Source organism: Alphaproteobacteria bacterium, from assembly GCA_020638555.1.
Taxonomy (GTDB): Bacteria; Pseudomonadota; Alphaproteobacteria; order Bin95; family Bin95; genus JACKII01.
This window is the reverse complement of sequence record JACKII010000002.1, coordinates 807,595-830,915: the sequence shown is the minus strand read 5'-3', so window position 1 is coordinate 830,915 and position 23,321 is coordinate 807,595. Positions and strand designations below refer to the sequence as shown.

Here is a 23,321-nt window from a genome sequence, read left to right as displayed (position 1 = left end):
CTCGCCCCCAATACAGCCCGTGAGGACCCGCAACCCATGCCGAAACAACTCACAGACGCCCAGGTGCGCCAGTATCGCGAGGACGGCTATACCGGCCCCGTGCCCGTGCTCACGCCGGCAGAGGTCGCCCGCTTCCGCGCCGGGCTGGAGGATTTCGAGCGCCGCGACGGCAAACCCCTCACCTTCCCGGAGCGCTCCAAGTCGCACCTGCTGTTCGACTGGGCCGACGCCATCGTCCACCACCCGGCCGTGCTGGACGCGGTGGAAGACGTGATCGGGCCGGACATTCTCTGCTATCACCTGACCATGCACATCAAGGAGCCGGACACCGACGCCGTCATCATCTGGCACCAGGACGACGACTATTTCCACCTCTCGCCCGCCGAGCACGTCACCGCCTGGGTGGCGCTGTCCGATGCGACCGCGGCCGCCGGCTGCATGCGCATGGTGCCCGGCGCCTTCAAGGACGGCGCCCTGCCCCATATCGAGGACCCGCAGCCGAACCACCTGATCCGTCGCGGCAAGGGCATTTGGGGCCGGTTCGGCGACGATGACTGCGTGCTGGTGCCGGTGCCGGCCGGCAGCCTGTCGCTGCACCACACGCACACGCCGCACTGCTCCGGCCCGAACCGCTCCGGCGACCGGCGCATCGGCGTCGGCATCAGCTATATTCCGGCGCATGTGAAGCCAACCACGGCGCCGGTGAACAGCGCCCTCTTGGTGCGGGGCGAGGACCGGTTCGGCCATTATCACCCGGAGGAGCGGCTGGCCTCGCCGTCGGAATCGCCGGCGGCGCGGGCAGCCCATGCCCGCGCCTACCAGCTCTATATGGCGGCCACCATCGACCGGTAGACGCCCTCGAAGCGTCTGACCAGGGGGCGCACCGGCGGGCGGGTCAGCGGCGCAGGTCCGCCATTTCGCCTTCATGCACCGGGATGTCGAACAGGCCCGGGCCCTTGGTCATGCTTTCGCTGAAATAGAAGTCCGGCTCGTAGGCCTTGTCCTTCCAGACATACCAGTCGTCGGTGCGTTCGACACTCTCGTATTCGAGGATCAGGATCGACCCGCCCGGCTCCTTGCCGTTGTTGGAGACGTGGTGCTCGATATGGTCGTGGGCGATCCAGCGGCCGGGATTGTTGGCGCGGACGATCACGTCATAGCGCTCGCCCGGCGACAGGTGGAGCGTATCGGCCATGAACGGCTTCGGCAGCGGCAGGCCATCCTTGTGCGTCACCATCATGTCATGGCCGTGCAGGTGAAAGGCCACGTCCACCGTCGCCGCGATCAGGCGCAGCCGCACCACATCGCCTTTCTTGACCCGCAGCGGCTGCGTCGTCGGGAACGCCTTGCCGTTGATGGAGAAATAGCTGATGGGCTCGCCCGGCTTGCCGCCCTTGCCGTATTCCATCGCCACATCCGGATTCCAGCCGGAGAACATGAGGATGGCCTCCTTGGTCACCTCTTTCTCGATGGGGAGCGGGTCTTTCGGATCGACGATCAACGGCCCCCACATGCCACGAATGCCCACATGCTCCGGCACGTTGACATGGCAGTGATACCAGAGCGTGCCGATGCGGTCGGCGACGAAGCGGTAGGTGTAGGTCTCGCCGGGCTCGATCGCTTTCTGGGTGATGTCGGGCACGCCGTCGCTCTGCCAGGTGCCGATCTGGTGCATGCCGTGCCAGTGGATGGTGTGGTTGAGCGTGGTGTTGTTGGTCAGGCTGACTTCCACCTCGTCGCCTTCCTGGACATGGATCAGCGGCCCCGGAACCTGGCCGTTATAGGCCCAGACGGCGGCCTTGAAGCCGGGCGCCACGTCCAGCGTCACTTCCTCGACGGTCATGTCGAAATGGCGGAATTCGGCCTGGGCCAGCGCGGGAAGCATCGCGGCCAGCGCCAGGGTCGCGGCGGGCAAAATGCGGGACAGGATCATTGGCTGGTGTCCTTGGTTTCCGCCTGACAGCAGAGCTGGCGCAGGAAGGCGACCAGATCGTGGATTTCCGGGTCGGTGAGGTTGCCGTCCCAGTTCGGCATGAGGTTGGATTTGTTCACCGCCTGCCCGCCGTGCTTGACGGCCTTGAACAGGTCCTCGTCGGTGCGGGCGCCCATCTCCGCCCGGTCGGTATGGTTGCGCGGCTGCACCTTGAGGTGCGGTGCGTTCACGCCGTCGCCCTTGCCGTCGGTGCCGTGGCACTGCACGCAATAGACATGGTAGAGCGCCCCGCCATGGGCGGCGTCGGCGGCCTGCGCCGACTGGGTCAGCGCCAGAGCGAGCGCGCCGCCGAGAAGGATGCGTCCGATCATTTCGCGTCTCCCTTCTTTTCGCCGACCAGTTTCAGATAGCTGGCGAGCTTGTTGATCGCACCGGTCTGCAAATGCAGGCTCGGCATCAGCGAGCGCGGCTCCCAGGCCGTGGAACTGCGGATGTAGGACGTGATGAACGCCGGCTGGAGGCGCTGCCACGCCGTGTAGAGCTCCGGCCCGGAGACGCCGCCGTATTTGGGCGTGTCCCGGTGGCAGGCGGCGCAGCCCTTGAACTTGACGAAATCCATCTCGCCGATGCGCTTGGACAGGCGGACCGGCTCGAACGCCTCCGCTTCGATCAGGGCATGGTTCGGCGTCTTCGCCATCAGCGCCTCGGCCACCATCTCCGCGTCCTCCTCGGACAGCGCGGGATGCGCGGGCAGCGTCGACTCGTCGATCACGTCGCCTTTGTCCGTGTGCTTCACATGGGCGAGCGGGAAGTCGCCGGCGGGGCGAATGCGGGTCGGCTTTTGCAGCCACTCCTCCAGCCACTCCTTGCGGAACTTGTCGCCCGCATAGAACAGCGGCGGCCCTTTCCGCTCCGCCCGCACCGTCAGCGAGGCGTCGGCGGGCGGCTGCAACTGGTGGCAGGTGCCGCATTGCTCCGTCAGAAAGGCCTCGGCATCGGCGGCCTGGGCCGGGGCTGCCGGAGCGGCGAACGCCGCTCCCGCCAGGGCCAGTCCGAACAGGGCATTCCGCATGGTTCGGTTCCTCCGTCAGCGCAGGATGGTGAGGTCGCCCCGCCCCTTGTTCGGGTCGGCGCCCTTGTAGGTCATCAGCACGGAAATCGCGCCGTTCAGGGCGTGTTTCATGCGGTGGTCGACGATGGCGTTGTTGCTGTCACGACCGGCCGGCGGGACGATATCGAAGGTCATGGCGTGGGCCGGCGGAACGTCCACGGTCTGCATGGCATAGCGGACGTTCAACGGGTTGCCGTTGTCCCAGACCCGGTCCCAGATGCCGGCGATCGGGTGGAAGGCCGCCGCCTCGTTGATCATGGCGTTGACGAAATAGATCCGCACCCGCTCGCCGGGCTCGGCCTCCAGCGTCAGCGAGGCGTTCGGGTCGTGCACCGGGTCGTAGTGGAAGACCTTGCCGTTCACGAGGGCTGCGACCCAGTTCTTGTTCATCGCCCGATCCTGGGCGCTGGTGCCCTCCTGGAACAGGTCGCCCTGCACCAGCACATATTCGCGGTCCGGCTTCGGATAGGCGTCGGAATAGCCGTCCTTGGGGTCGACCACGATCAGGCCGTACATGCCGCGCGAAATATGCTCGGCCATGGAACTGGCGCCGCAATGGTAGATGAACACGCCCGGATGCTCGGCCACGAACGTGAAATGCTTCTGCTCGCCCGGCTTGATCTCCGCGAACTCGTCCAGCACGTCGAGAACGGCGGCGTGGAAGTCCATGGAGTGGCTGTTCTCGTTCTTGGGGTCGTTCGTCAGGGTGAAGTCGACCGTATCGCCCTGCTTCACCCGGACCACCGGCCCCGGAATGGTGCCGCCATAGGTCCACATGCGCTGGGTCGTGCCCTTGTTGTCGATGACGACGTCCTTTTCCATGACGGTCATGGCCACCTTCACCGTCTCGGCGGATGCGGCACTGGCCAGCCCCATCAGAGCAACGGCGGAAAGGGCGGTGATGAGGGGGGTGCGGAAAGCCATGGCAGCCTCTTAAAGTGGTATTTAACATACATATTAAATCCACTGGAAACCCGCATGTCAAATACCAAATTAGAAGTATGGCCGAGTGGCGTGGTTGGCGGCCCGCGAATGGCCCGGCGGCGCCAACGGTTGGAAGCCCGGACGCGTCCGGGGCGTGGTCGCTTGGCATTTCGCCATCGACACGAAATTGTGCTACAAGTCCTGTCTTACGGGAGCGGAGCAATCCATGCGCCTGACGCAACACACCGATTATGCCCTCCGGGTCTTGATATCGCTGGCCGTGGCGCCGGAAGGCCGCCACACGGTGGAGACCGTGGCGCGCCGGCACGACCTTTCCCGCAACCACCTGATGAAGGTGGCGCAGACCCTGACGCAGGCGGGCTTTGTCGAGGGCACCCGCGGCCGCAATGGCGGAATTGCGCTGGCACGGCGGCCGGAGGCAATCCGGCTCGGCGCGGTGGTGCGGGCGTGCGAGGACAATTTTACCCTGGTCGACTGTTTCGATGCCGAGCGCAACCGCTGTCTTCTGACGCCCGCCTGCGGCTTGCGCGGGCCGCTGGAGGAAGCGTTGGCCGCCTTTCTCCACGTGCTGGACGGCTATACCCTCGCCGACCTGATCGCCCGGCCCGGCCAGGATGCGGCGCTGCGCCGGCTGGTGTTCCCACCGCCCGATGCCGGCGCGCAACCCGGCGCGGCCGGCAGCGACTGACGGGGAGGAAGCGCGGCGGAAGACTCCGGCCGCGCGAACCGATAGACTGGCGCCCGTCCTCCCCTCAGCCGAGCGCCCTCATGCCTGCCCTGTCTTCTCCCGACGCCATTCGCTCCGCCGCCCGCGAGGCGCGGCTGGCGGCGCGCGCCGGCACCCTCGCCGCCCCCACGCCGGGGCTGGCGCCCGGAGCGGTCCAGGGCAATCTCGCGATCCTGCCCCGCGACTGGGCGGACGATTTCCTACGCTTCTGCCACCTCAACCCGAAGCCCTGCCCGCTGCTGGCGGCCTCCGCGCCGGGCGACCCCCGGCTGCCGGAACTGGGCGAGGACCTGGACATTCGCAGCGACGTGCCGATGTACCGGGTCTTCCGCGACGGTCAACTGACCGACGAAACCCCGGACATCCGGCATTTGTGGCAGGACGATTTCGTCGCCTTCGTCCTTGGCTGCTCGTTCTCGTTCGAGGAGGCGCTGATCGCCGCCGGCCTGCCGCTGCGCCACTGGGAGCTTGGCACGGACGTGCCCATGTACCGGACCAACATCGCCACGAATCCGGCCGGCCCCTTTGCCGGGCCGATGGTGGTGTCGATGCGGCCCTTCCGGCCGGCCGACGCCATTCGCGCGATCCAGATCACCTCGCGCTTTCCGCGGGTTCACGGCGCTCCCGTGCATTTCGGCGACCCGGCCCAAATCGGCATTGCCGACCTGGCCCGCCCGGACTGGGGCGCGGCGGTGCCGGTCGAGCCGGGCGAGACGCCGGTGTTCTGGGCCTGCGGCGTCACCCCCCAGTCGGTGATCGCGCAGGCCCGGCCGCCGATCTGCATCGCCCACAAGCCCGGCCACATGCTGGTCACCGACCGCCTGAACGCCGAATACGCGATCTTCTAGCCCCCTTTCCTCCCCACTGATCGGACCCATCGACAATGAGCGCATCCCGCATTGCCGAGATCACCCGCTTCTGGCTCGGCCCCGCCCTGGAGAGCCCCGACGCCGCCGGCGGCCGACGCGACTGGTGGTACAGGGGCGGCGAGCCGGTCGACGCCGAAATCCGCACGCGCTTCGGCGACCTGGTGCCCGCCGCCTGCGAGGGCGGCCTGACGGAGTGGGAGGCATCGGCGGAGGGCGCCTTTGCGCTGGTGCTGCTGCTGGACCAGTTCACCCGCAACATCTACCGCGCGACACCCCGCGCCTATGCCGGCGATCCGCGGGCGATGGCGGTGGTCCGTGCCGCCATCGACAGCGGACGGGACGCAGAATTGCACCCGGTCGAGCGCATCTGGCTCTATCACCCCTATCACCATTCCGAACGCATCGCCGAACAGGATCAGGGCCTGACGCTGCTGCAAGGCGTGCTGGCGGATGCCGCGCCGGACTGGCGCCCCTATGTCGAGCGCTCGATCCAGGGCTGGACCCGCCACCGCAACATCGTCGCCCGTTTCGGCCGTTTCCCGCATCGCAACCGCACCCTGGGGCGCGAGAGCACGGCCGAGGAACTGGCCTTCCTGCAAACCGACGGCGAAAGTTTCGGCCAGGGCGCCGCCGCGGCTTCGCGATAGTCGCCGCAGCCGCTCTGACGGCGGGCGCGAGGCTTGACCGGGGTTGGGCGGTTCCTGAAACGCACCGCCAGGGCGGGATGGTCTCGCCTGCCGTTTCCCGGCCCTAGCGTGCCACCAGCGGCGCCTGGCCGAGATGCTGGCCGCCATCGGTGAGCAGGAACTCGCCGGTGATGTGACGGGCGCCGTAGAGGAACCAGACCACGGCCTCGGCCATATCCTCCGGCGTGCCGCCGGGCTTGTGCAGGGCCGTGCCCTTGGCCAGCGCCGCGCGGGTTGCCTCGTATTTCTCTGCTCCCATGCCGTTCTTCAACCACTCGCCAACGACGAAGCCGGGACAGACGGTGTTGACCCGGATCTCCGGCCCCAGCACGCGGGCCAGCGACAGGGTCATGGTGTTGAGCGCGCCCTTGCTGGCAGCATAGGCAATGGATGAACCAACTCCCATAACCCCTGCCACCGACGAGATATTCACGACGGAACCCGAACCGCCGGCGCGCATGTGCGGCTCGCAGGCGCGGGTCATCATGAAGGCACCGACGACGTTCAGTCGGTAGATGTTGTGGAAATCCTCTTCGGAGAGACCGGCGAGGTTGGCGTGGTCGACAAAGACCGTGGTGCCGGCATTGTTCACGAGGCCGGTGACCTTGCCGAATTTCTGCATGGTCTCGTCGACGAGGCGCAGCCGGTCGGCCTCGCTGCCGACATCGGCCCGGCAGACCAGCGCCTCGACCCCATGGGCGCGGCAGTCGGCGGCCACCTGCTCGGCGGCGGCGGCACTCTTCGAATAGTTGATGACGACGTGGCCGCCGTTCTCGGCCAGCATGCGCACGGTGGCAGCACCGATGCCGCTGGAGGAACCGGTGACGATGGTGACGGTGTCTTTGATCGGCAGCATGGACAATGCCTTCCCTGGATGCGTTTGCGGGGTGTCGAAGCCGGCCCTAGCATAACGGCCGAAACCGACTTGGCGAGACGTCGCCCATCCGGCCTGGCCATTTGTTTGTCTCTTGACGCCAAAAGCCGCATGGGCCGATTTTCGCGGTGCCGTGAAAGCATCCGGTGGTATCCCCGGACGCGAAAACAGGCACGGACCGCCAAGGTCCGGCGGGAGAGATCAGGGATACCGCGGGTTAGCGAACGCAGCGACTTGGATACAGCGAATAACGGCCTGCCCCCGGGTTGGCCGAAGAACCCGCTGGATTCACAAGGGCGTATTATAGTAAACCTTCTTGGTATGAATCTAAACTACTCCGCTTCCGCCGCCGTTCCGAACCGATCGACGAAAACCGAGAAGGAAAAAAAGGATGTCGATATCGCGCTTGGGAATAGTCATGATCCTGGCCGCGGTGATTACCGTCAGTTTCATAGGGCTTTTGACCGTCAACCTGGTCGGCCTGCATCGAATGGGGAATGTTGAGCGGCGGCTGAGTGCCCGCATCGATAGCATCGTAAAGACGGCAAACCCGCGGCCGATCGAAGTGCCGAAGACCTGGCGGACCGCCACGCTCGTTCCCGCCTGGGAGGTCAACGTCTACCCGATGCCGAGCGCACCCCAGCAGGCCAACTGGCACGGAGCCGCGCAAAGCGTTGGCAAATTTCTGTACAGCGCGGACTGGCTGAGCCTCGACATGGACAAGAAAAATGACGTGTTCGTTGGAAATAACGCGGCATTCGTGCTGACATCGTTTTTCCGGCCCAAGGTCGATGGCAATTACCAATTTACCGCCAATCTGGAAGTGGATCACTCCATTCAGAAAAAAATGGGCCTTATCATTTGTTACGCCTATCTTTTTACGGCGGACAATAATTTGGTTCTTGGCGGCAAGCTGCTCGCCGACGACGACACCGACCGCGCGGTGCTGACCGGGGCGGATACGGTCCAAATGACGAAGAGCCAGTTGTACCCGCTCCTAGCGTCGATAGCGTGCGTGCTGCCGAAAGACGTGAACCCCGCCGCAATCATGGTCCGCTTCGGGGTGCGGGAGCCGGGACACTCCAATTTCAGCCGGATCCCGGCCCTGGTTGCGTTCAACGGTGCTCAATGACGCCGCGAATGCCGTAGCAACCTGAGGCGCGCAACTGCGCCTCAGGTGTGGATTCAGGCGCAGATGCGCCTCGCGTATGGGTTGAGGCGCAGATGCGCCTCAAAGGCAGGCGCGGACTTCGGCGTCGGTCGGGAAGCGGCCGGTGCTGTGCTTGGAATAGGCTTTGCGGCCATCGACGACGATGTCGAACACGCCGCCCGTCCCCTTGGTCAGCACGATTTCCGCATTCGGCGCCTGCTCCCGCAGCAAATCCCGCGCACGGCGGGCCCTGGGCTCATAGTTTCAAGGCGCACACCAGATGATTTCGATCCGCATGGCAACTCCTCCGGTTAGGATGTTATCCCGATTTGGCAAGCGTCTCGACCGGGATCAACCGCCGGTCGGTGAAACACCGAACAGCATCGGGTGCAGGACGAACACCAGGGCGTAGGCGGCCAGCGCCAGCGCCAGCCGCCACCACGAGAACTCGCGCAACACCAGCCGCTGGCGTCCGCCGAGAATGGCCGCGAATGGCAGGTTGGAGGTCCGGGCCGCATACCCGTCCCAGACAGCGCCCAGCTTGCGCCGACGCTTGGCGTCGATGGAGACGGTGCCGCCCAGGGCGAGAATGGCGAACCCGCCGAACAGGATCAGGCTCGCCAGATCGCCATTGGCGACCAGGTGAAACGCCGCCCAGAGGCCGACGCCCCAAAGGAACGGATGGCGCGTGACCCGCTGGATGCCGCGGGGTTCCTCCGCCGCGCGGCCCGCCTGGCCCACCGCGCCCGGATTGGGGGAGAGCATGCCGAGCACGCCCAGAACGAAGGCGATCAGCACGACAATCGCGCCCAGATGCGGCCACCAGCCGGGCGCCCGCCACAGAAAGGCATTGCCGTCGGCTGTCAGCGCCGGGCCGTAGCTCATGGCCATCCAGACGATGAGTGCCAGCGAGGCGGCGGAGAACAGACCCGTATAGGCGCCCTCCCCCAACCGTCCGACCAGACGGTCCCGAAGCCGCGTTCCCGAAACGAACAGGTGAATGGCGATGAAACCAAGCGTCGCCACGATCAAACTGGCCATCGGCTTGCCTCCGGCGCGTGAGAGCCCCGCTGGCGAGGCCCGGTGTCAACCGACCGTGTGCGGCAGCGCCTTGTCGGGCGCCGCCGCCGCGCGCCTCAGGCGCTCTTCCAGACCGGCTTGCGCTTCTCCATGAACGCGGTCCGGCCTTCCTTGTAGTCGGCCGAGTCGAAGCACATCTTCGCAACCGCGTCGATCTTGGACTGGTCCGGGGCCTTTTTCGACAACTCGCCCAGGATGACCTTGTGCGCCTTGATCGAGAGCGGCGCGTTGTCGGCCAGGGTCTCGCAATAGGCGCGGGTTTCGGCCTCCAGCGTGTCGGTGCTGAACACGCGGTTGATCAGGCCGATCGAGAGCGCCTCTGCCGCATCGAAGCGGCGGGCGCTGTAGAGAATGTCCTTGGCGCGGGACGGACCGACCAGATTGTAAAGATTGACGATGTTCTCGCCGGTATAGGCGATGGAGAGGCGCGCGGCCGGAATGCCAAAGGTCGAGCCCTCCGCCGCGAAGCGCAGATCGGCCGACATGGCGATGCCCAGGCCGCCGCCCATGCAGAAGCCGCGGATCATGGCGATGATCGGGCGGTCGAAGTCGCGGATCGCCTTGCGGCCGGCCTCGGCACGGGCGTTGTACTGCTCGGTCATGGCGGCGTCGGCGCGCATTTTCTCGAACTGCGAGATGTCGGCCCCGGAGACGAACGCCTTGTCGCCGGCGCCGTGCATGACGACGACGCGGATATTCTCGTCCGCCTGGAACTCCGCCATGATCTCGCCGACGGCCTCCCACATTTCCAGCGACATGGCGTTGCGCCGGTCGGGATTGTTGAAGGTCATCCAGCCGATATGGCCGTCCTTTTTGCCGATCATCTTGTCGGTCGAGAGTTTCATGAGGGATGCCTCGTCTGCTTGCGAAGGGATATCAGCGGTTTTAGGAGGGAACCGCCGGCGACGCCAGAGGCCCGTTGCCGGCGCGTCAGGCAAACGGCACGAGGAAGCCGCGGAACCGCTCGGCACAGGCGGCCCAGGAGAATTGCTCCGCATACGCGCGGCACCGGTCGCGGGGAACGGCCAGCGCCCCGGTGACGGCCCGGCCCAGATCCAGGTCCAGGCAGCCGACCGGCGCGGTGCCGATCACGTCGACGGGTCCCATGACCGGATAGGCCGCGACCGGCACGCCGCTCGCCAGCGCCTCCAGCATCACAAGGCCGAACGTGTCGGTGCGGCTCGGAAAAACGAACACGTCGGCGGCACGGTAGGCATCGGCCAGGTCCGGCCCGAATTTTGCGCCCAGGAATCGGGCCTCGGGAAAGCGCCGCTCCAGCTCGGCGCGGGCGGGGCCTTCGCCGACCACCAGCTTGGTGCCGGGGCGGTCGAGCGCGAGGAAGTCCGGCAGCCCCTTCTCAACGGCAACGCGGCCGACCGACAGCATCACCGGCCGCGGCAGGTCCCGCGCCCAGTCCGGGCGGGGGCCGGGATGGAACAGGCTCGTGTCGACGCCGCGGGTCCAGAGCCGCAGGTTCGGGAAACCGCGGCGCTCCAGGTCGTGCTGCACCGCCGCCGTCGGCACCATCACCGCGGCCGCGGCCCCATGGAACCGGCGCAGCGCCGCATAGCTCCAGCGAATCGGAAAGCGGGTGCGGGCGTGGATGTATTCGGGAAACCGGGTGTGGAAGCTGGTCGAGAACGGCCAGCCCCGCTTCAGAGCATGGCGCCGGGCCCAGACCCCCAGCGGCCCCTCGGTCGCGATGTGGAGCGCGGTCGGCCGGAACGCCTCGATCCGCCGCGCGACCGCACCGGGCGTGCACACCGCCAGACGGATTTCCGGATAGGTCGGGCATGGCAGGCTGCGAAAATCCGCCGGCGTCAGGGTCTCGACCGCGTCGCCGGCGGCCCGCAACCGCTCCACCATGGTCGAGAGCGTGCGGACGACGCCGTTCACCTGCGGGAACCAGGCGTCGGTAACGATCAGCAGACGCAACGCCAAGCCGCTACACCCGCGCCGCGGCAGCGGGCGCCGCGACCCGGTCGGACACCGGCGCTTCTGGCCGTTGCAGCGCCAGCGGCGCCCGCCAGTGCAGCAGTTCGAGGCGGCCGTCCTCGTGCTCGACCAGGGCGGTGCAGCTTTCGACCCAGTCGCCATCGTTGGCATAGAGCGTGCCGTTCACGTCGCGCATTTCCGGGTGATGGATGTGGCCGCAGACGACGCCGTCGGCGCCGCGCTCGCGCGCGTACTGGGCGGCCGAGGCCTCGAACCGGCCGATATGGGCGACGGCGTTCTTGACCTTGTATTTCAGATAGGCCGACAGCGACCAGTAATCATAGCCCAGCGCCCTGCGGACCGCGTTGAAATAGACATTGGCGACCAGGGCCAGGCGATAGGCCCAGTCGCCGAGCAGCGCCAGCCATTTGGCGGACTGGATCACGGCGTCCAACTCATCGCCGTGAATGACCAGCAGGCGGCGGCCATCGGCGGTCCGGTGCATGACATTGGGCCGAACGTCGATGCCGCCGAATTGGTGGTTGACGAAAGGGCGGGCAAACTCGTCGTGATTGCCGGGGATATAGATCACGCGCGTGCCCTTGCGCGCCTTGCGCAACAGTTTCTGCACCACGTCGTTGTGCGACTGCGGCCAGTACCAGGCACTTTTCAGCCGCCAGCCGTCGATGATATCCCCGACCAGATAGAGCGTTTCGCTTTCCGTGTGCCTGAGAAAGTCCAGCAGCAGTTCCGCCCGGCAGCCTTTCGTGCCCAGATGCACATCCGAGATCCAGATCGCGCGATAGCGGAAGGTCTGTTGCATCAACATCGCTGCCCTCATGCCGCCGGCGGAGGCGGTCGCTCGCGGGGGTGGAACCGGGTCTAACCGGCAAGCGGTGGGTAATCAACTCGGATGACGATTCGGCGACACCGGCGCCGGGAGGCAGCAATGGCCGCACCGACCCTCGTTTTGTTCCGCCGCGACCTGCGGGTTGGGGACCATCCGGCGCTGACGGCGGCGATGCGCGCCGGCCCCGCGGTCGGGCTCTATGTGCTGGACGATTCGGCCGACGGCCGGCCGCTGGGCGGGGCGGCGCGCTGGTGGCTGCGCCACGGGCTGACCCGCCTTTCCAGCCGGCTGGAGGCCATCGGCGTGCCGCTGCTGCTCTGCCGTGGCGAGCAGAACGCGGAAGTGCTGCGCGTGGCCGCGGCGCTGGGCGCCGGCGGCGTATTCTGGAACCGCCGCTACACGCCCTGGGGGGTGGACGCCGATACGGCGTTGAAGGCGGAGTTGCGTCGGCTTGGGGTGACGGCGGAGAGCTTCGCCGCCGCCTATCTGCGCGAACCCTGGGAGGTGAAGACCCGGCAGGGCGGCTGGTTCAAGGTGTTCACGCCCTTCCACAAGGCGAGCCTGGCGCTGGGCGAGCCGTCCGCGCCCCTGCCGGAACCATCGCCGCAAACGCTGCCTCCCATTCCCCTCGCCGGCGAGGCGCTGGCGGACTGGCACCTGCTGCCGACCCGTCCGGACTGGGCCGGCGGCCTGCGCGAGACCTGGCCGGCGGCGGAAGGCGCCGCCGAGGCACGGCTCGCGCACTTCCTGGACGCGGCGGCAGCCGCCTACGCCACCGGGCGCGACCGGCCGGACCGGGATGGCACGTCGGCGCTCTCGCCCTATCTGGCCTTCGGCGAGATCTCGCCGCGGCAGGTCTGGCACGCCACCCGCCACGCCGCCGATGCGGAGCCGGCGCTGGCGGCGGGCGCGGAGGCGTTTCTGCGCCAACTGGTGTGGCGCGATTTCGGCGCCCACCTGCTCTACCACACCCCGACCCTGGCCGAGCGGCCGTTCCAGGAACGGTTCGAGGCCTTCCCCTGGGCCGAAGACCCGGCGGCCTTGCAGGCGTGGCAGGAGGGACGCACCGGCTACCCCTGGATCGACGCCGGCATGCGCCAGCTCTGGCAGACCGGCCGGATGCACAACCGGGTGCGGATGGGCGCGGCCTCGTTCCTGACCAAGCACCTGCTGCTGCCCTGGCAGGCGGGCGAGGCTTGGTTCTGGGACACGCTGGTGGACGCGGACCCGGCCCAGAACATCGCCAACTGGCAATGGGTCGCCGGCTGCGGCGCCGACGCCGCGCCCTATTTCCGCATTTTCAATCCGATCACCCAAGGCGCGAAATTCGATCCGTCCGGCGCCTATCGCCGCCGCTGGCAGCCGGAGGCGCAGAGCTACGCGCCGGGCGCCGCCGGCATCCCGCCGCTGGTGGACCACAAGGCCGCGCGGGAGCGGGCGCTGGCGGCATTCGCAAGCATCCGGGGAGGGTGAGCGCCGCGGCGCCGGGGGGGCCTCCGCTCGCTTCCGCCCACCCTCCCCACTTCTCCCGCGCAAGCGGGAGGCCATGCCTGAGCGCTTCTCACAGAGTCCGGTCTTTGTGGTGCGCTCTCAGGCATGGGCCCCGGATCAAGTCCGGGGAAGCGGTGGAGGGAGGGAAGCGGTGGAGGGAGGGAAACTGCCGCGGGTTCACCTCGGGACGCTCTAGCCCTTCGGCGCGTCCCAGTTGTAGGGACCCGGCTCCTTGGCCAGGAAGCGGCGGATGGCCTCCTGGGCGAAGGCGCTGGAGAACAACAGGGTCTGGCCGTCGGCCTCGGCGTCGGCCACGTCCTGCCAGCCGCGCTCGAAGCTCTTGTTGACCAGACGCTTGGTCAGCGACTGGGCGGTCTTCGGCCCCTCCGCCAGACGCGCGGCATAGGCCTGGGCCGCGGCCAGGGTCTCGCCCGCCGGGTGCAGCGAATGGACCAGGCCGAGCGCCTGCGCCTCCACCGCGGTGATGGAGCGACCGGTGAACATCAGGTCCTTCGCCATCTGCGGGCCGACCAGGCGCGGCAGCGTGTAGGCGAGCCCCATGTCCGGCATCAGGCCGATGCGGGCAAAGACGGCGCAAAAGCGCGCTTTCTCGCTGGCAAACACCAGGTCCGCCGTCAGCGCGAGCGAGAAGCCGCCGCCGAAGGCCAGACCTTCCACGGCGGCAATCACCGGACAGTCGATATTGTGCAGCCGCAGCAGCCATTGGTGCACGTCGAGAATGCGCTGGCGCGACGGGCCGGGGCCGTCGCCGACCCGGTCGGTCATGGTGGTGACGTCGCCGCCGGCGCAGAAGGCCCGCCCCTCGCCTGCCAGGACCAGGGCGCCGATGGCCTCATTGCCCTCGACGAAATCGACCAGGGCCTTGAAGTCCTCGCGCATCTGCCAGGACAGCGCGTTCAACGCCTCCGGCCGGTTCAGGGTGAAGGTGGCGACACGGCCGGCGATTTCCAGCTTGGTGCAGGTGAGCGTGGGGGCGGTGGACATGGCGTCAGGTCTCGTTCTTGGGCGCGAAGCGGGTGTAGCGGACGTCGGCGGTGATGCCGTGGGCCAGCATGCCCTCGCCCTCGCAAATGCGCGAGATCACGGGCGCGATATGGCGCGAGGCCGCCGGCGTCAGCCGTTGGTAGGTGCAGGTTTTCAGGAACTTGCCGACCCAGAGCCCGCCGGTGAAGCGCGCGGCGCGGCCGGTGGGCAGGGTGTGGTTGGTGCCGACGCCCTTGTCGCCATAGGCCACGGTGCTTTCCTCGCCGATGAAGAGCGAGCCGTAGTTCTTCAGGCGCCGGAAATACCAGTCGTCCTCGCCGGTCAGCAGTTCCAGATGCTCGGCGGCATAGGCGTCGGAGAGGTCGGCAGCCTCCTCGCGATCCCGCGCGACGACGACTTCGCCGTTGTTGCGCCAGGCCTTCTCGGCGATCTCGCGGGTGGGCAGGGTGAGAAGCTGTTTCTCCACCTCGGCGATGACGGCATGGCCGAAGGCCTCGTCGGTGACGATCAGCCAGACGGGCGAATCCGGTCCGTGCTCGGCCTGGCCCAGCAGGTCGGTGGCGACCAAAGCGGCGTCGACGCTGCCGTCGGCGATGATCAGGATTTCGGTCGGGCCGGCCAGCAGGTCGATGCCGGTGGTGCCGAAGAGCTGGCGCTTGGCCTCGGCGACGAACGGGTTGCCGGGGCCGCAGATCATGTCGCAGGCCGGCATGTCGAAGCAGCCATAGGCCATGCTGGCCAGCGCCTGCACGCCGCCCAGCGAATAGAGCGCGCCGGCGCCCGACGCTTTCAGCGCATAGAGTGTCTGCGGGTACATGCCGTCGGCGTCCCGCGGCGGGGCGCAGCCGAGAATGGTCTCGACGCCCGCGACCTGGGCCGTGCCCGCGGTCATGAAGGCGCCCGCCACCAGCGGATACTTGCCGCCGGGAATATAGCAGCCGACCGAGCCGACCGGGATATGGCGGTGGCCCAGCACGACGCCCGGTTGCAGTTCCACCTCAACCTCTTGCAGGGCGGCCTTCTGCACGCGCGCGAAGTCCTGCACCTGCTGGATGGCGTAGGCGACGTCGTCCTTCCAGGTCTGGGGCAGCATGGCCTCGACCTGGCGGATGCGGTCCTCGGACAGGCGGACCTCCGGGTTGGTCCACTTGTCCAGGTCGCGGGCGTATTTGAGGACCGCGTCCTCGCGATTGGTGCGAATGTCCGCCAGCATGGTGCGGACGGTGTCCTCGACCATCGCGCGGTCGAAGGCTTCCGCGGCCTCGCCGCGTTTCAGATAGGTGGCCATGGGGTGGGGGTTCCTCCGGCGGACTGGGGCGTCTTGGGCTGGGTCTGTGTTTACGCAACCCGGGTGGCGACGTCCATGGGATGGCCCGCTTTGATGGCGAGCCGCTAGCGCTCCACCCCGAAATCGCGGCGGGCGCCGGCGATGGTGACGGTGAAGCCGGCAATGACGTCGATCATCGTCATGAGGGTCAGCAGGGCAAAGGCGGCAGACGCCACCTCCTTCACCAATAACAACTCGACCAGACAGACGACGAACACCACCATGGACAGCGCATGGTCCACGACTGCCGCACCGGAGGTACGCGTCGCCTTGGCGATTTCCAGGAACAGCAACACCAGGCCCAGGCCAACCAGCGCATCGGCATAGCGGACCAGGAAACCGGCACCGGATGGCAGGATGGCATCCACCAGCGGCGCTTCGATCAGCCCTGGCGCGAAGAACGCCAGGGCGTTGAACAGCACGACCACAATGGCCAGCAGCGGAAACGCGGCCATGACACAGACCCTCACTGGAGTAATCGGAAGTGCCTTCCGCCTAGCACGACCGTGCCGCAAAGGGGAGCGAACCCGCTGCCGCAGGCAAACCGCGACGCCCTCGCGCCCGCTTTCCCGGACGGCGCGGAGCGGCGATCCGGGACCTCCATGCGCGTGCGTCCCCGACCGAGGGAGCCCTCCCCGGCTCGAGATCCCGGCCCGCCCTGCGGACGGCCGGGAAAGCACAGGTCCAGGGTGGCCGCCTCCGCCTCGGCGGGGCCCGCCCTGCGGCCGGCCGGGAAAGCGGGAATGGTGCGGAGGGCGGCGGGGTGGCTCAGGGCACCCAGCGGCGGCTCAGTTCGTTGCGGTCGTCATAGCTGGCTTCGAAGATCGGCGCGGCCAGGGTGGCGCGGACGTGCAACTCGCCGTCGCCCGCGTTGCGGAAGCCATGGAAGCGACCGGCGGGAATGACGATGGACTGGCCGGGCGAGAGCGCATGGCGCTCGTCCCCAAGCCAGACTTCCGCCTGACCGGCAACGATGGTCAGCACCTCTTCCACCGCATGCAGATGGGTCGGCGCGCCGAGACCGGGAGCGCAGAACTGCTCGAAAATGCAGAACTGGCTGGAGCCGGTCACCGCCGAAACCAGCATGACGGTGCGCACGCCCGGCCGCCATTCCTCGACGGGCTGGGCGGCTTGGTCGATGATCGGCATGAGCGAACTCCTCCTTCCCGGATGCGCTGCGGCTGACGCCACGGGCCGAGAGCGCTATGATCGGCCCGAAGACCAATAGCCGCCAGGGAAATCTCGCCTCATGTCCGACTATCCGCGCCAGTACAACGCCGCCGCCGACATGGTCGACCGACATGGGGTCGAAGGGCGCTCCGACAAAACGGCATTCATCGACCCGGCGCGGTCCATGACGTATGGCGAACTGGTGACGGAGACGAACCAGGCCGCGAACCTGATGGCGGCGCTGGGTATCCGGCGCGAGGAGCGGGTGGCCTGCGTGCTGCTGGACACGTGCGACTACCCGGCGATCTTCTGGGGCGCGATCAAGGCGGGCGTGGTGCCGATCGCCCTCAACACGCTGCTGACGACCGAGCAATACCGCTACATCCTGGAGGACAGCCGGGCGCGGGCGGTGTTCGTCTCCGCGCCGCTGCTGCCAGTGGTCGAGCCGATCCTGGAGGGCCTGCCGTTCCTGAACCATGTGATCGTCGTCGGCGGCGATGGCGGCTATGCTGCGCAGCGCGACGCCCAGCCCGAGACCTTTGCGCTTGCCGACACGGTGGCGGACGAGGTGGCGTTCTGGCTCTATTCCAGCGGCTCGACCGGCATGCCGAAGGGCACGAAACACCTGCACACCTCGCCGATGGAGACCTGCCGGCTTTACGCCAAGCCGGTGCTGGGCATCGGCGAGGACGATGTATTCTTCTCGGCCGCGAAGCTGTTCTTCGCCTATGGCCTGGGCAACGGCATGAGCTTCCCGCTCTCGGTCGGCGCCACGGCGGTGCTGTGGCCGGAGCGGCCGACGCCGCAGGCGATGTTCCGGCAATTGCAGCAGCACAGGCCGACCCTCTATTTCGGCGTTCCCACCCTCTATGCCGGCATGCTGGCGCTTGCCCAGTCAGAGGGCGCGGACATCGACACCGGCGGCCGTCTCCGCCTCTGCGTTTCCGCCGGGGAGGCCCTGCCGGAAGAGGTGGGCAAGGCGTGGGAAAAGCGCTTCGGCGTGGAAATCCTGGACGGCATCGGCTCGACCGAGATGCTGCACATTTTCCTCTCCAACCGCGCCAACGCCGTGCGCTATGGCACCAGCGGCCAGCCGCTGCCCGGCTATGACCTGCGGCTGGTGGACGACGACGGCACGGAGCTGGGCGACGGCGCAATCGGCGAGTTGCTGGTGCGCGGGCCGACGGCGGCCGAGGGCTATTGGAACCAGCGCGAAAAGACCCGCCGCACCTTTGCCGGCGAATGGACCCACACCGGCGACAAATACCTACGCTCGGCCGATGGCTATTACACCTACCAGGGCCGCACCGACGACATGTTCAAGGTCTCCGGCATCTGGGTTTCGCCGTTCGAGGTGGAAAGCGCGCTGATCTCCCACCCGGCCGTGCTGGAGGCAGCCGTCGTGCCGGCCGAGGACGACGAGGGCTTGCTGAAGCCCAAGGCCATCGTCGTGCTGAAGGAGGGCCAGGGCTCCGACCACCTGTTCGAGGACCTGAAACACCATGTGCAGGCCAGCGTCGGCCCGTGGAAATATCCCCGCTGGGTCGAGGTGGTCGAGGAACTGCCCAAGACCGCGACCGGCAAAATCCAGCGCTTCAAACTGCGGGATTGAGGGCTGCCCCCTCCCCTTCTCGGGCGTCATTGCGAGCGGGCAAGGCCCGCGCGGCAATCCAGGTAGGCGGCGGCCTGGCTCACGGGCCGGTCTGGATTGCCATGCCCTTCGGGCCCGCAATGACGCCCGAGACGGGAGAGGCTTGCCGGCCACTGATCTGAACCGCGGTTCTCTTCCCCCAACGCATCAAACCCGCAATACTGCCTCCGACACGACCGAGGAACCCTCATGGACTTTCACGCCCCCGACGCCTCCACCCCTGCCCGCCCCGGCCTGGTGGCGCGCGAGTTCACGTTGCAGCGCGGCGACCGCACGGTCACCGGCGTGCTCTGGCAGAGCGAACGCCCTGAAACCGGCGCGCCGCTGGTGCTCTGCGGACACGGCGCCAGCGGCTCGCGCCATCAGGCGCCGATCCCGCACATGGCCGAGCATCTGGTGGGCGACCACAACATGTTCGTGCTCGCCATCGACGGGCCGGTGCACGGTCGCCGGCAGGTCGGGCCGGGCGGACGGGCCGCGTTCTGGCCGGAATGGCAGCGCGAGGGCACCGAGGCCGACATGGTCGCCGACTGGCAGGCCGTGTTGGACGCGGTGCAGGCGCTGCCGGAGGTGGGCGCCGGGCCGGTCGGCTATTACGGCCTCTCCATGGGCACGATCTACGGCGCGCCGCTGGTCGCGGCCGAGCCGCGCATCAAGGCGGCGGTGCTGGGCCTGATGGGCATCACCGGTCCGGATCACTATCGCCCCAAGGTCGAGGCCGCGGCTAAGGCGATCACCTGCCCGGTGTTTTTCCTCTGGCAGTTGGAGGACGAGTTGTTCAGCCGCGAGGACTGCCTCGCCCTGTTCGATGCGCTGGCCAGCGAGGACAAGCGCCTGCACGCCAACCCCGGCCTGCATCCGGCGGTGCCGATGGAGGAAATCCGCCTCTGCCGCGAATTCCTCCATCGCTATCTGATGGGCACGCCGGAGCCGCGGGATTCGGCCCTGCGCGTCTCGGAGTAGGGCGGACGCTGTCTGTCACCCCTCCCCCGACTTGATCGGGGGAGGGACGGCACGGAACGGGTCAGAGCTTCGCGCGGACGCGTGCGGCCAGGGTGCGGAAGGCTTCCGCCTCCGGGCTGCCGGGCTGGGCAACGACGATGGGGGCGCCGGCGTCGCTCTGCTCGCGGATCGGCAGCGACAGCGGGATCTCGCCCAGGAAGTCGCAGCCGAGCGCTTTCGCCTCCGCCGCCGCGCCGCCATGACCGAAAATGTGGGCCTCGTGCCCGCAGTTCGGGCAGATATACATGCTCATATTCTCGACCAGGCCGAACACCGGCACGTTGACCTTCTCGAACATGGTCATGCCGCGGCGGACGTCGAGCAGGGCGATGTCCTGCGGGGTCGAGACGATGACGGCGCCTGCCAGCTTCACCTTCTGCGCGATGGTCAGCTGGGCGTCGCCCGTGCCGGGCGGCAGGTCGAGCACCAGCACGTCGAGAGCGCCCCACTGCACCTGAAAAATCATCTGCTGCACGGCGCTCATGACCATGGGGCCGCGCCAGATCATGGCCGTGCGTTCCTCGACCATGAAGCCCATGGACATGAGCTTGACCCCGTGCGCCTCCAGCGGCAGCAGCATCTGGCCGTCGCTGTCCGGCTTGCGGTTGACGCCCAGCATGCGCGGCACCGACGGGCCGTAGACATCCGCATCCATCAGGCCGACCCGCAGGCCGGATTGGGCCAGGGCCACGGCGAGATTCGCCGCGACCGTGGACTTACCGACGCCGCCCTTGCCGGACGCGACCGCGATCACCGCGCCGACACCCGGCACCGGTTCCGGGTTCATCGGGCTTTGCTGGGGGCTGTGCTGGCGGGGCGCGGCCCCGCGTTGCGCAGGCGCCGGGCTTTGCTGCGCCGGATCGCGGTTGGCCGTGAGCACGACCGTGGCCGACAACACACCCGGCAGTGCACGCAACGCGGTCTCTGCCTGCCGGCGCACCGGCTCTGCCTGCTGGGCCTGGGCCGGGTCAATCGCCAGGGCGACCTGGATGTGCCCGTCCTTCACGGCAACCCCGTCCAGCAACTGTCCGGCGCCGGGAACTTTTGCCAATTCTGCGCGCACTTGGGCTTCGGTGGGACCCGCCATGCATCAACTCTTTCTTCGACCGATCGGAGCAAGGATCGCCGCGCCTCGGTTGTGCGGCGGCACTGCCTGTCATATATGAGGCGCTGCGTTCAATGGAAGGCCGCACGCGGCAGAACTCATTTGCGGGAAAGATTTGCATGCCCATGCACAATCAGAGCGGTGGCGGCGGCCCTTGGGGCGGCGGAGGTAACGGAGGCGGTCGTGGCGGCGGCGGAGGCCCTTGGGGCGGCGGTGGCGGCCCCTGGGGTCCGTCCGGCGGCGGTGGCCGCGGCGGCGGTCAGGGACCGCAGCCGCCGAATATCGACGAGGCCATCAAGAAAAGCCAGGAAGCCTTGCGCAAGATCCTGCCGGGCGGTGTGGGCGGCGGCCGCGGGCCGTTGCTGCTGATCCTGGCGGCCGTCGCGCTCTGGCTCGTCAGCGGCTTTTATCGCGTTCTGCCGGACGAGCAAGGCGTGGTCACGCGGTTCGGCGCCTATGTCGCCACCACGCCGCCGGGCCTGAACTATCACCTGCCCTACCCGATCGAGGACGTGGTCACGCCGAAGGTGACGCGCGTCAACCGGGCGGAGGTCGGCTTCCGCTCGGCCGGCGACACCGGGCGTTCGGACCTGATGCGCAGCCTGCCGGACGAATCGCTGATGCTGACCGGCGACGAGAACATCGTCGACATCAACTTCGTCGTGTTCTGGGTCATCAAGGACGCCGGCCACTATCTGTTCAACATCCGCGACCCGGAAGGCACGGTGAAAGCCGTCGCCGAAAGCGTCATGCGCGAGATCATCGGCCAGACGCCGATCGCCTCCGCCCTGGCCGAAGGCCGCGGCGCCATCGAAGCGCGCGCGCAGCAGGATATCCAGACCATTCTGGACGACTATGGGTCCGGCATTCAGATCACCCAGTCGCAATTGCTGAAGGTCGACCCGCCGCAGCAGGTGGTCGACGCCTTCCGTGACGTGCAGCGCGCCCGCGCCGACCAGGAGCGCCTGCGCAACGAGGCCGAGGCCTACCGCAACGACATCATCCCGCGTGCCCGCGGCGAGGCCGAGCAGTTGATCCAGGAGGCCGAGGCCTACAAGCAGGAAGTCGTCGCCCGTGCCAGCGGTGACGCCGGCCGCTTCGACGATGTCTACGCCGCCTATCGCAAGGCCAAGGACGTCACCGTGCGCCGCATCTATCTGGAAACCATGGAAGAGGTGCTGGGCAACGCCAACAAGCTGATCCTCGACCGCAGCGCCACCGGGTCCGGCGTGGTGCCGTATCTCCCCCTGCCGGAACTGCAAAGCCACACCGCCAAGAGCGGCAGCACCGGCAGCGCCTCCGGCCGCAGCCAGTAACCGACGCGAGCAACAGGAGCCAAACCTCATGAGCCGGAATCTGCTCGTCGTCCTCGGCGTCGTCGTCATCGTCGCCGGAATTGTCGCGACCAGCGCCGCCTTTGTCGTGCGCCAGACCGAACAGGCCATCGTGCTGATGTTCGGCGATCCGAAGCAGGTCATCAAGGAACCGGGCCTGCACTTCAAGCTGCCGTTCGTGCAAAACGTCGTCTATTTCGAATCGCGCATTCTCGACTTTGCGCCGCCGCAGGAAGAAATCATCGCCGCCGACCAGAAGCGGCTGGTGGTCGACAGTTTCGCCCGCTACCGCATCGGCGACCCGCTGGAATTTTACAAAGCCGTCGGTTCCGAGGCCGCCGCGCGGGCGCGGTTGGCCGGCATTCTGAGCGCCTCGCTGCGCCGCGTGGTCGGCAACGAGACCCTGGCGAGCGTGCTCTCGGAAGAGCGCGCGGATATCATGGCCCGTATCCTGGCCGACACCAACGAGGCCGCCTCCAAGTTCGGCATCGACGTGGTCGACGTCCGCATCCGCCGCGCCGACCTGCCCGCGGCCAACGCCGAGGCGATCTACCAGCGGATGCAATCGGAGCGCGAGCGCGAAGCGCGCGAGTTCCGCGCCCAGGGTGCCGAAGTCGCCCAGCGCATCCGCGCCCGCGCCGAGCGAGAGAAGACGGTGCTCATCGCCGAATCGCAACGCCAGTCGCAGGTGCTGCGCGGCGAAGGCGATGCCTCGGCGATCAGCATTTATGCGGATGCCTTTGGCAAGGACCCGGAGTTCTTTGCCTTCTACCGCTCGATGGAAGCGTACCGCAAGGCGCTGAACGCCGACGGCACCACCATGGTCCTGAGCCCCGACTCCGACTTCTTCAGCTATTTCAGCAAGCTGAACGTGGGCAAGATCGAGTCGGGCGTGTCGCTGCCGGCGCAGTCGGAGAAGGCCGCGGAAGAGAGCGCAAAAGAGGGCGAACCCGCCAACGGACAGAACGGGTCCGGGGGCGCGTCGCTGCAAAAGCTGCCGGCCGTGCCGGACGTGAAAATGCCGAAACTTCCGGCGGTGCCCGACGTGCCGACCCTGCCGGCCGCTCCGGGGGCCG

The 23,321-nt window shown here is 67.7% G+C and carries 23 protein-coding genes and 2 pseudogenes; 10 read left to right on the top strand and 15 right to left on the bottom strand.

Features of this window, described 5'->3' with window-relative positions:
- The first annotated feature begins 36 nt into the window (after positions 1–36).
- The gene (locus H6844_09750; GenBank protein MCB9929682.1) at positions 37–852 is read left to right on the top strand and encodes a phytanoyl-CoA dioxygenase family protein; all 816 of its coding nucleotides are present in this window, start codon (positions 37–39) and stop codon (positions 850–852) included.
- Positions 853–895: 43 nt separating this feature from the next.
- Here H6844_09750 and H6844_09745 read toward each other — a convergent pair whose 3' ends face one another.
- The 4 genes from H6844_09745 to H6844_09730 are packed head-to-tail and all read right to left on the bottom strand — an operon-like array spanning position 896 to position 3,968.
- Entirely contained in the window at positions 896–1,933 is a 1,038-nt protein-coding gene (locus H6844_09745) for a multicopper oxidase domain-containing protein (GenBank protein MCB9929681.1), read from the bottom strand.
- Complete coding sequence (locus H6844_09740; protein ID MCB9929680.1) at positions 1,930–2,304, bottom strand: cytochrome c; 375 nt, start codon at positions 2,302–2,304, stop codon at positions 1,930–1,932. Before H6844_09740 ends, H6844_09745 begins: the two co-directional genes overlap by 4 nt.
- The gene (locus H6844_09735) at positions 2,301–3,005 is read right to left on the bottom strand and encodes a cytochrome C (GenBank protein ID MCB9929679.1); all 705 of its coding nucleotides are present in this window, start codon (positions 3,003–3,005) and stop codon (positions 2,301–2,303) included. Before H6844_09735 ends, H6844_09740 begins: the two co-directional genes overlap by 4 nt.
- A 15-nt stretch (positions 3,006–3,020) precedes the next feature.
- Complete coding sequence (locus H6844_09730) at positions 3,021–3,968, bottom strand: multicopper oxidase domain-containing protein (GenBank protein ID MCB9929678.1); 948 nt, start codon at positions 3,966–3,968, stop codon at positions 3,021–3,023.
- A 226-nt stretch (positions 3,969–4,194) separates the two neighbouring features.
- Between H6844_09730 and H6844_09725 the strand changes: the two genes are divergently transcribed.
- The 3 genes from H6844_09725 (at position 4,195) to H6844_09715 (ending at position 6,232) form a co-directional block, all read left to right on the top strand.
- Positions 4,195–4,677 (top strand): Rrf2 family transcriptional regulator, encoded by a 483-nt coding sequence (locus tag H6844_09725; protein MCB9929677.1) that lies wholly within the window; start codon positions 4,195–4,197, stop codon positions 4,675–4,677.
- Positions 4,678–4,757: 80 nt separating this feature from the next.
- On the top strand, positions 4,758–5,564 hold the full coding sequence (locus tag H6844_09720) for a putative hydro-lyase (protein MCB9929676.1): 807 nt from the start codon (positions 4,758–4,760) through the stop codon (positions 5,562–5,564).
- A gap of 35 nt (positions 5,565–5,599) precedes the next feature.
- Positions 5,600–6,232, top strand: a complete 633-nt coding sequence (locus H6844_09715; GenBank protein MCB9929675.1) for a DUF924 domain-containing protein — start codon at positions 5,600–5,602, stop codon at positions 6,230–6,232.
- A 103-nt stretch (positions 6,233–6,335) separates the two neighbouring features.
- Here the strand turns inward: H6844_09715 and H6844_09710 are convergent, their stop codons facing one another.
- Positions 6,336–7,127, bottom strand: coding sequence for an SDR family oxidoreductase (locus H6844_09710; protein ID MCB9929674.1), 792 nt, complete (start codon positions 7,125–7,127; stop codon positions 6,336–6,338).
- A gap of 436 nt (positions 7,128–7,563) precedes the next feature.
- Here H6844_09710 and H6844_09705 point away from each other — a divergent pair, with 436 nt between their 5' ends.
- Positions 7,564–8,277, top strand: coding sequence for a hypothetical protein (locus H6844_09705; GenBank protein MCB9929673.1), 714 nt, complete (start codon positions 7,564–7,566; stop codon positions 8,275–8,277).
- 99 nt (positions 8,278–8,376) lie between these two features.
- Here H6844_09705 and H6844_09700 read toward each other — a convergent pair whose 3' ends face one another.
- From H6844_09700 to H6844_09680, 5 genes are all read right to left on the bottom strand, one after another.
- Complete coding sequence (locus H6844_09700; protein MCB9929672.1) at positions 8,377–8,526, bottom strand: hypothetical protein; 150 nt, start codon at positions 8,524–8,526, stop codon at positions 8,377–8,379.
- Between the two features lie 120 nt (positions 8,527–8,646).
- Positions 8,647–9,336 (bottom strand): NnrU family protein, encoded by a 690-nt coding sequence (locus tag H6844_09695; GenBank protein MCB9929671.1) that lies wholly within the window; start codon positions 9,334–9,336, stop codon positions 8,647–8,649.
- Positions 9,337–9,431: 95 nt separating this feature from the next.
- Positions 9,432–10,220: an enoyl-CoA hydratase/isomerase family protein gene (locus tag H6844_09690; GenBank protein ID MCB9929670.1), complete on the bottom strand. Its 789-nt coding sequence runs from the start codon at positions 10,218–10,220 to the stop codon at positions 9,432–9,434.
- A gap of 85 nt (positions 10,221–10,305) precedes the next feature.
- Positions 10,306–11,310: a glycosyltransferase family 1 protein gene (locus H6844_09685; protein ID MCB9929669.1), complete on the bottom strand. Its 1,005-nt coding sequence runs from the start codon at positions 11,308–11,310 to the stop codon at positions 10,306–10,308.
- 10 nt (positions 11,311–11,320) lie between these two features.
- Positions 11,321–12,151, bottom strand: a complete 831-nt coding sequence (locus H6844_09680; GenBank protein ID MCB9929668.1) for a UDP-2,3-diacylglucosamine diphosphatase — start codon at positions 12,149–12,151, stop codon at positions 11,321–11,323.
- A 72-nt stretch (positions 12,152–12,223) separates the two neighbouring features.
- On the opposite strand from H6844_09680, the gene H6844_09675 reads away from it, so the two are divergent.
- Entirely contained in the window at positions 12,224–13,633 is a 1,410-nt protein-coding gene (locus H6844_09675) for a deoxyribodipyrimidine photo-lyase (protein MCB9929667.1), read from the top strand.
- 210 nt (positions 13,634–13,843) lie between these two features.
- Here H6844_09675 and H6844_09670 read toward each other — a convergent pair whose 3' ends face one another.
- The 4 genes from H6844_09670 to H6844_09655 all read right to left on the bottom strand — a co-directional run bounded on the left by H6844_09670 (position 13,844) and on the right by H6844_09655 (position 17,132).
- A complete protein-coding gene (locus tag H6844_09670) occupies positions 13,844–14,656 on the bottom strand; it encodes an enoyl-CoA hydratase/isomerase family protein (GenBank protein MCB9929666.1) in 813 nt (270 codons plus the stop codon).
- A gap of 4 nt (positions 14,657–14,660) precedes the next feature.
- Complete coding sequence (hisD, locus tag H6844_09665) at positions 14,661–15,944, bottom strand: histidinol dehydrogenase (protein MCB9929665.1); 1,284 nt, start codon at positions 15,942–15,944, stop codon at positions 14,661–14,663.
- Positions 15,945–16,048: 104 nt separating this feature from the next.
- Positions 16,049–16,438 carry a hypothetical protein gene (locus tag H6844_09660; protein MCB9929664.1) on the bottom strand — a complete coding sequence of 130 codons (390 nt, stop codon included), beginning with the start codon at positions 16,436–16,438 and terminating at the stop codon, positions 16,049–16,051.
- Between the two features lie 313 nt (positions 16,439–16,751).
- Positions 16,752–17,132, bottom strand: a complete 381-nt coding sequence (locus H6844_09655; protein MCB9929663.1) for a cupin domain-containing protein — start codon at positions 17,130–17,132, stop codon at positions 16,752–16,754.
- A gap of 100 nt (positions 17,133–17,232) precedes the next feature.
- On the opposite strand from H6844_09655, the gene H6844_09650 reads away from it, so the two are divergent.
- Positions 17,233–18,765 carry a benzoate-CoA ligase family protein gene (locus H6844_09650; protein ID MCB9929662.1) on the top strand — a complete coding sequence of 511 codons (1,533 nt, stop codon included), beginning with the start codon at positions 17,233–17,235 and terminating at the stop codon, positions 18,763–18,765.
- 228 nt (positions 18,766–18,993) lie between these two features.
- Positions 18,994–19,686: pseudogene (locus tag H6844_09645) on the top strand (alpha/beta hydrolase).
- A gap of 142 nt (positions 19,687–19,828) precedes the next feature.
- On the opposite strand, the gene H6844_09640 reads toward H6844_09645, so the two are convergent.
- Positions 19,829–20,893, bottom strand: a complete 1,065-nt coding sequence (locus H6844_09640; protein MCB9929661.1) for an Mrp/NBP35 family ATP-binding protein — start codon at positions 20,891–20,893, stop codon at positions 19,829–19,831.
- A gap of 137 nt (positions 20,894–21,030) precedes the next feature.
- Here H6844_09640 and hflK point away from each other — a divergent pair, with 137 nt between their 5' ends.
- Both hflK and hflC read left to right on the top strand, forming a co-directional pair.
- Positions 21,031–22,227, top strand: coding sequence for an FtsH protease activity modulator HflK (gene hflK, locus H6844_09635; protein ID MCB9929660.1), 1,197 nt, complete (start codon positions 21,031–21,033; stop codon positions 22,225–22,227).
- A 28-nt stretch (positions 22,228–22,255) separates the two neighbouring features.
- Positions 22,256–23,167 (top strand): annotated as a pseudogene (hflC, locus tag H6844_09630) (protease modulator HflC).
- Positions 23,168–23,321 lie beyond the last annotated feature (154 nt).

What these genes read in the sequence shown, in the direction of transcription:
- H6844_09730 (MCB9929678.1), bottom strand. Translation starts at nt 3,968, where the DNA reads ATGGCTTTCCGCACCCCCCTCATCACCGCCCTTTCCGCCGTTGCTCTG.
- H6844_09695 (MCB9929671.1), bottom strand. Translation starts at nt 9,336, where the DNA reads ATGGCCAGTTTGATCGTGGCGACGCTTGGTTTCATCGCCATTCACCTG.
- H6844_09680 (MCB9929668.1), bottom strand. Translation starts at nt 12,151, where the DNA reads ATGAGGGCAGCGATGTTGATGCAACAGACCTTCCGCTATCGCGCGATC.
- H6844_09720 (MCB9929676.1), top strand. Translation starts at nt 4,758, where the DNA reads ATGCCTGCCCTGTCTTCTCCCGACGCCATTCGCTCCGCCGCCCGCGAG.
- H6844_09715 (MCB9929675.1), top strand. Translation starts at nt 5,600, where the DNA reads ATGAGCGCATCCCGCATTGCCGAGATCACCCGCTTCTGGCTCGGCCCC.
- hisD (MCB9929665.1), bottom strand. Translation starts at nt 15,944, where the DNA reads ATGGCCACCTATCTGAAACGCGGCGAGGCCGCGGAAGCCTTCGACCGC.
- H6844_09660 (MCB9929664.1), bottom strand. Translation starts at nt 16,438, where the DNA reads ATGGCCGCGTTTCCGCTGCTGGCCATTGTGGTCGTGCTGTTCAACGCC.
- H6844_09675 (MCB9929667.1), top strand. Translation starts at nt 12,224, where the DNA reads ATGACGATTCGGCGACACCGGCGCCGGGAGGCAGCAATGGCCGCACCG.
- H6844_09690 (MCB9929670.1), bottom strand. Translation starts at nt 10,220, where the DNA reads ATGAAACTCTCGACCGACAAGATGATCGGCAAAAAGGACGGCCATATC.
- H6844_09710 (MCB9929674.1), bottom strand. Translation starts at nt 7,127, where the DNA reads ATGCTGCCGATCAAAGACACCGTCACCATCGTCACCGGTTCCTCCAGC.
- H6844_09650 (MCB9929662.1), top strand. Translation starts at nt 17,233, where the DNA reads ATGTCCGACTATCCGCGCCAGTACAACGCCGCCGCCGACATGGTCGAC.
- H6844_09740 (MCB9929680.1), bottom strand. Translation starts at nt 2,304, where the DNA reads ATGATCGGACGCATCCTTCTCGGCGGCGCGCTCGCTCTGGCGCTGACC.
- H6844_09735 (MCB9929679.1), bottom strand. Translation starts at nt 3,005, where the DNA reads ATGCGGAATGCCCTGTTCGGACTGGCCCTGGCGGGAGCGGCGTTCGCC.
- H6844_09655 (MCB9929663.1), bottom strand. Translation starts at nt 17,132, where the DNA reads ATGCCGATCATCGACCAAGCCGCCCAGCCCGTCGAGGAATGGCGGCCG.
- H6844_09725 (MCB9929677.1), top strand. Translation starts at nt 4,195, where the DNA reads ATGCGCCTGACGCAACACACCGATTATGCCCTCCGGGTCTTGATATCG.
- H6844_09670 (MCB9929666.1), bottom strand. Translation starts at nt 14,656, where the DNA reads ATGTCCACCGCCCCCACGCTCACCTGCACCAAGCTGGAAATCGCCGGC.
- hflK (MCB9929660.1), top strand. Translation starts at nt 21,031, where the DNA reads ATGCCCATGCACAATCAGAGCGGTGGCGGCGGCCCTTGGGGCGGCGGA.
- H6844_09750 (MCB9929682.1), top strand. Translation starts at nt 37, where the DNA reads ATGCCGAAACAACTCACAGACGCCCAGGTGCGCCAGTATCGCGAGGAC.
- H6844_09745 (MCB9929681.1), bottom strand. Translation starts at nt 1,933, where the DNA reads ATGATCCTGTCCCGCATTTTGCCCGCCGCGACCCTGGCGCTGGCCGCG.
- H6844_09640 (MCB9929661.1), bottom strand. Translation starts at nt 20,893, where the DNA reads ATGGCGGGTCCCACCGAAGCCCAAGTGCGCGCAGAATTGGCAAAAGTT.
- H6844_09705 (MCB9929673.1), top strand. Translation starts at nt 7,564, where the DNA reads ATGATCCTGGCCGCGGTGATTACCGTCAGTTTCATAGGGCTTTTGACC.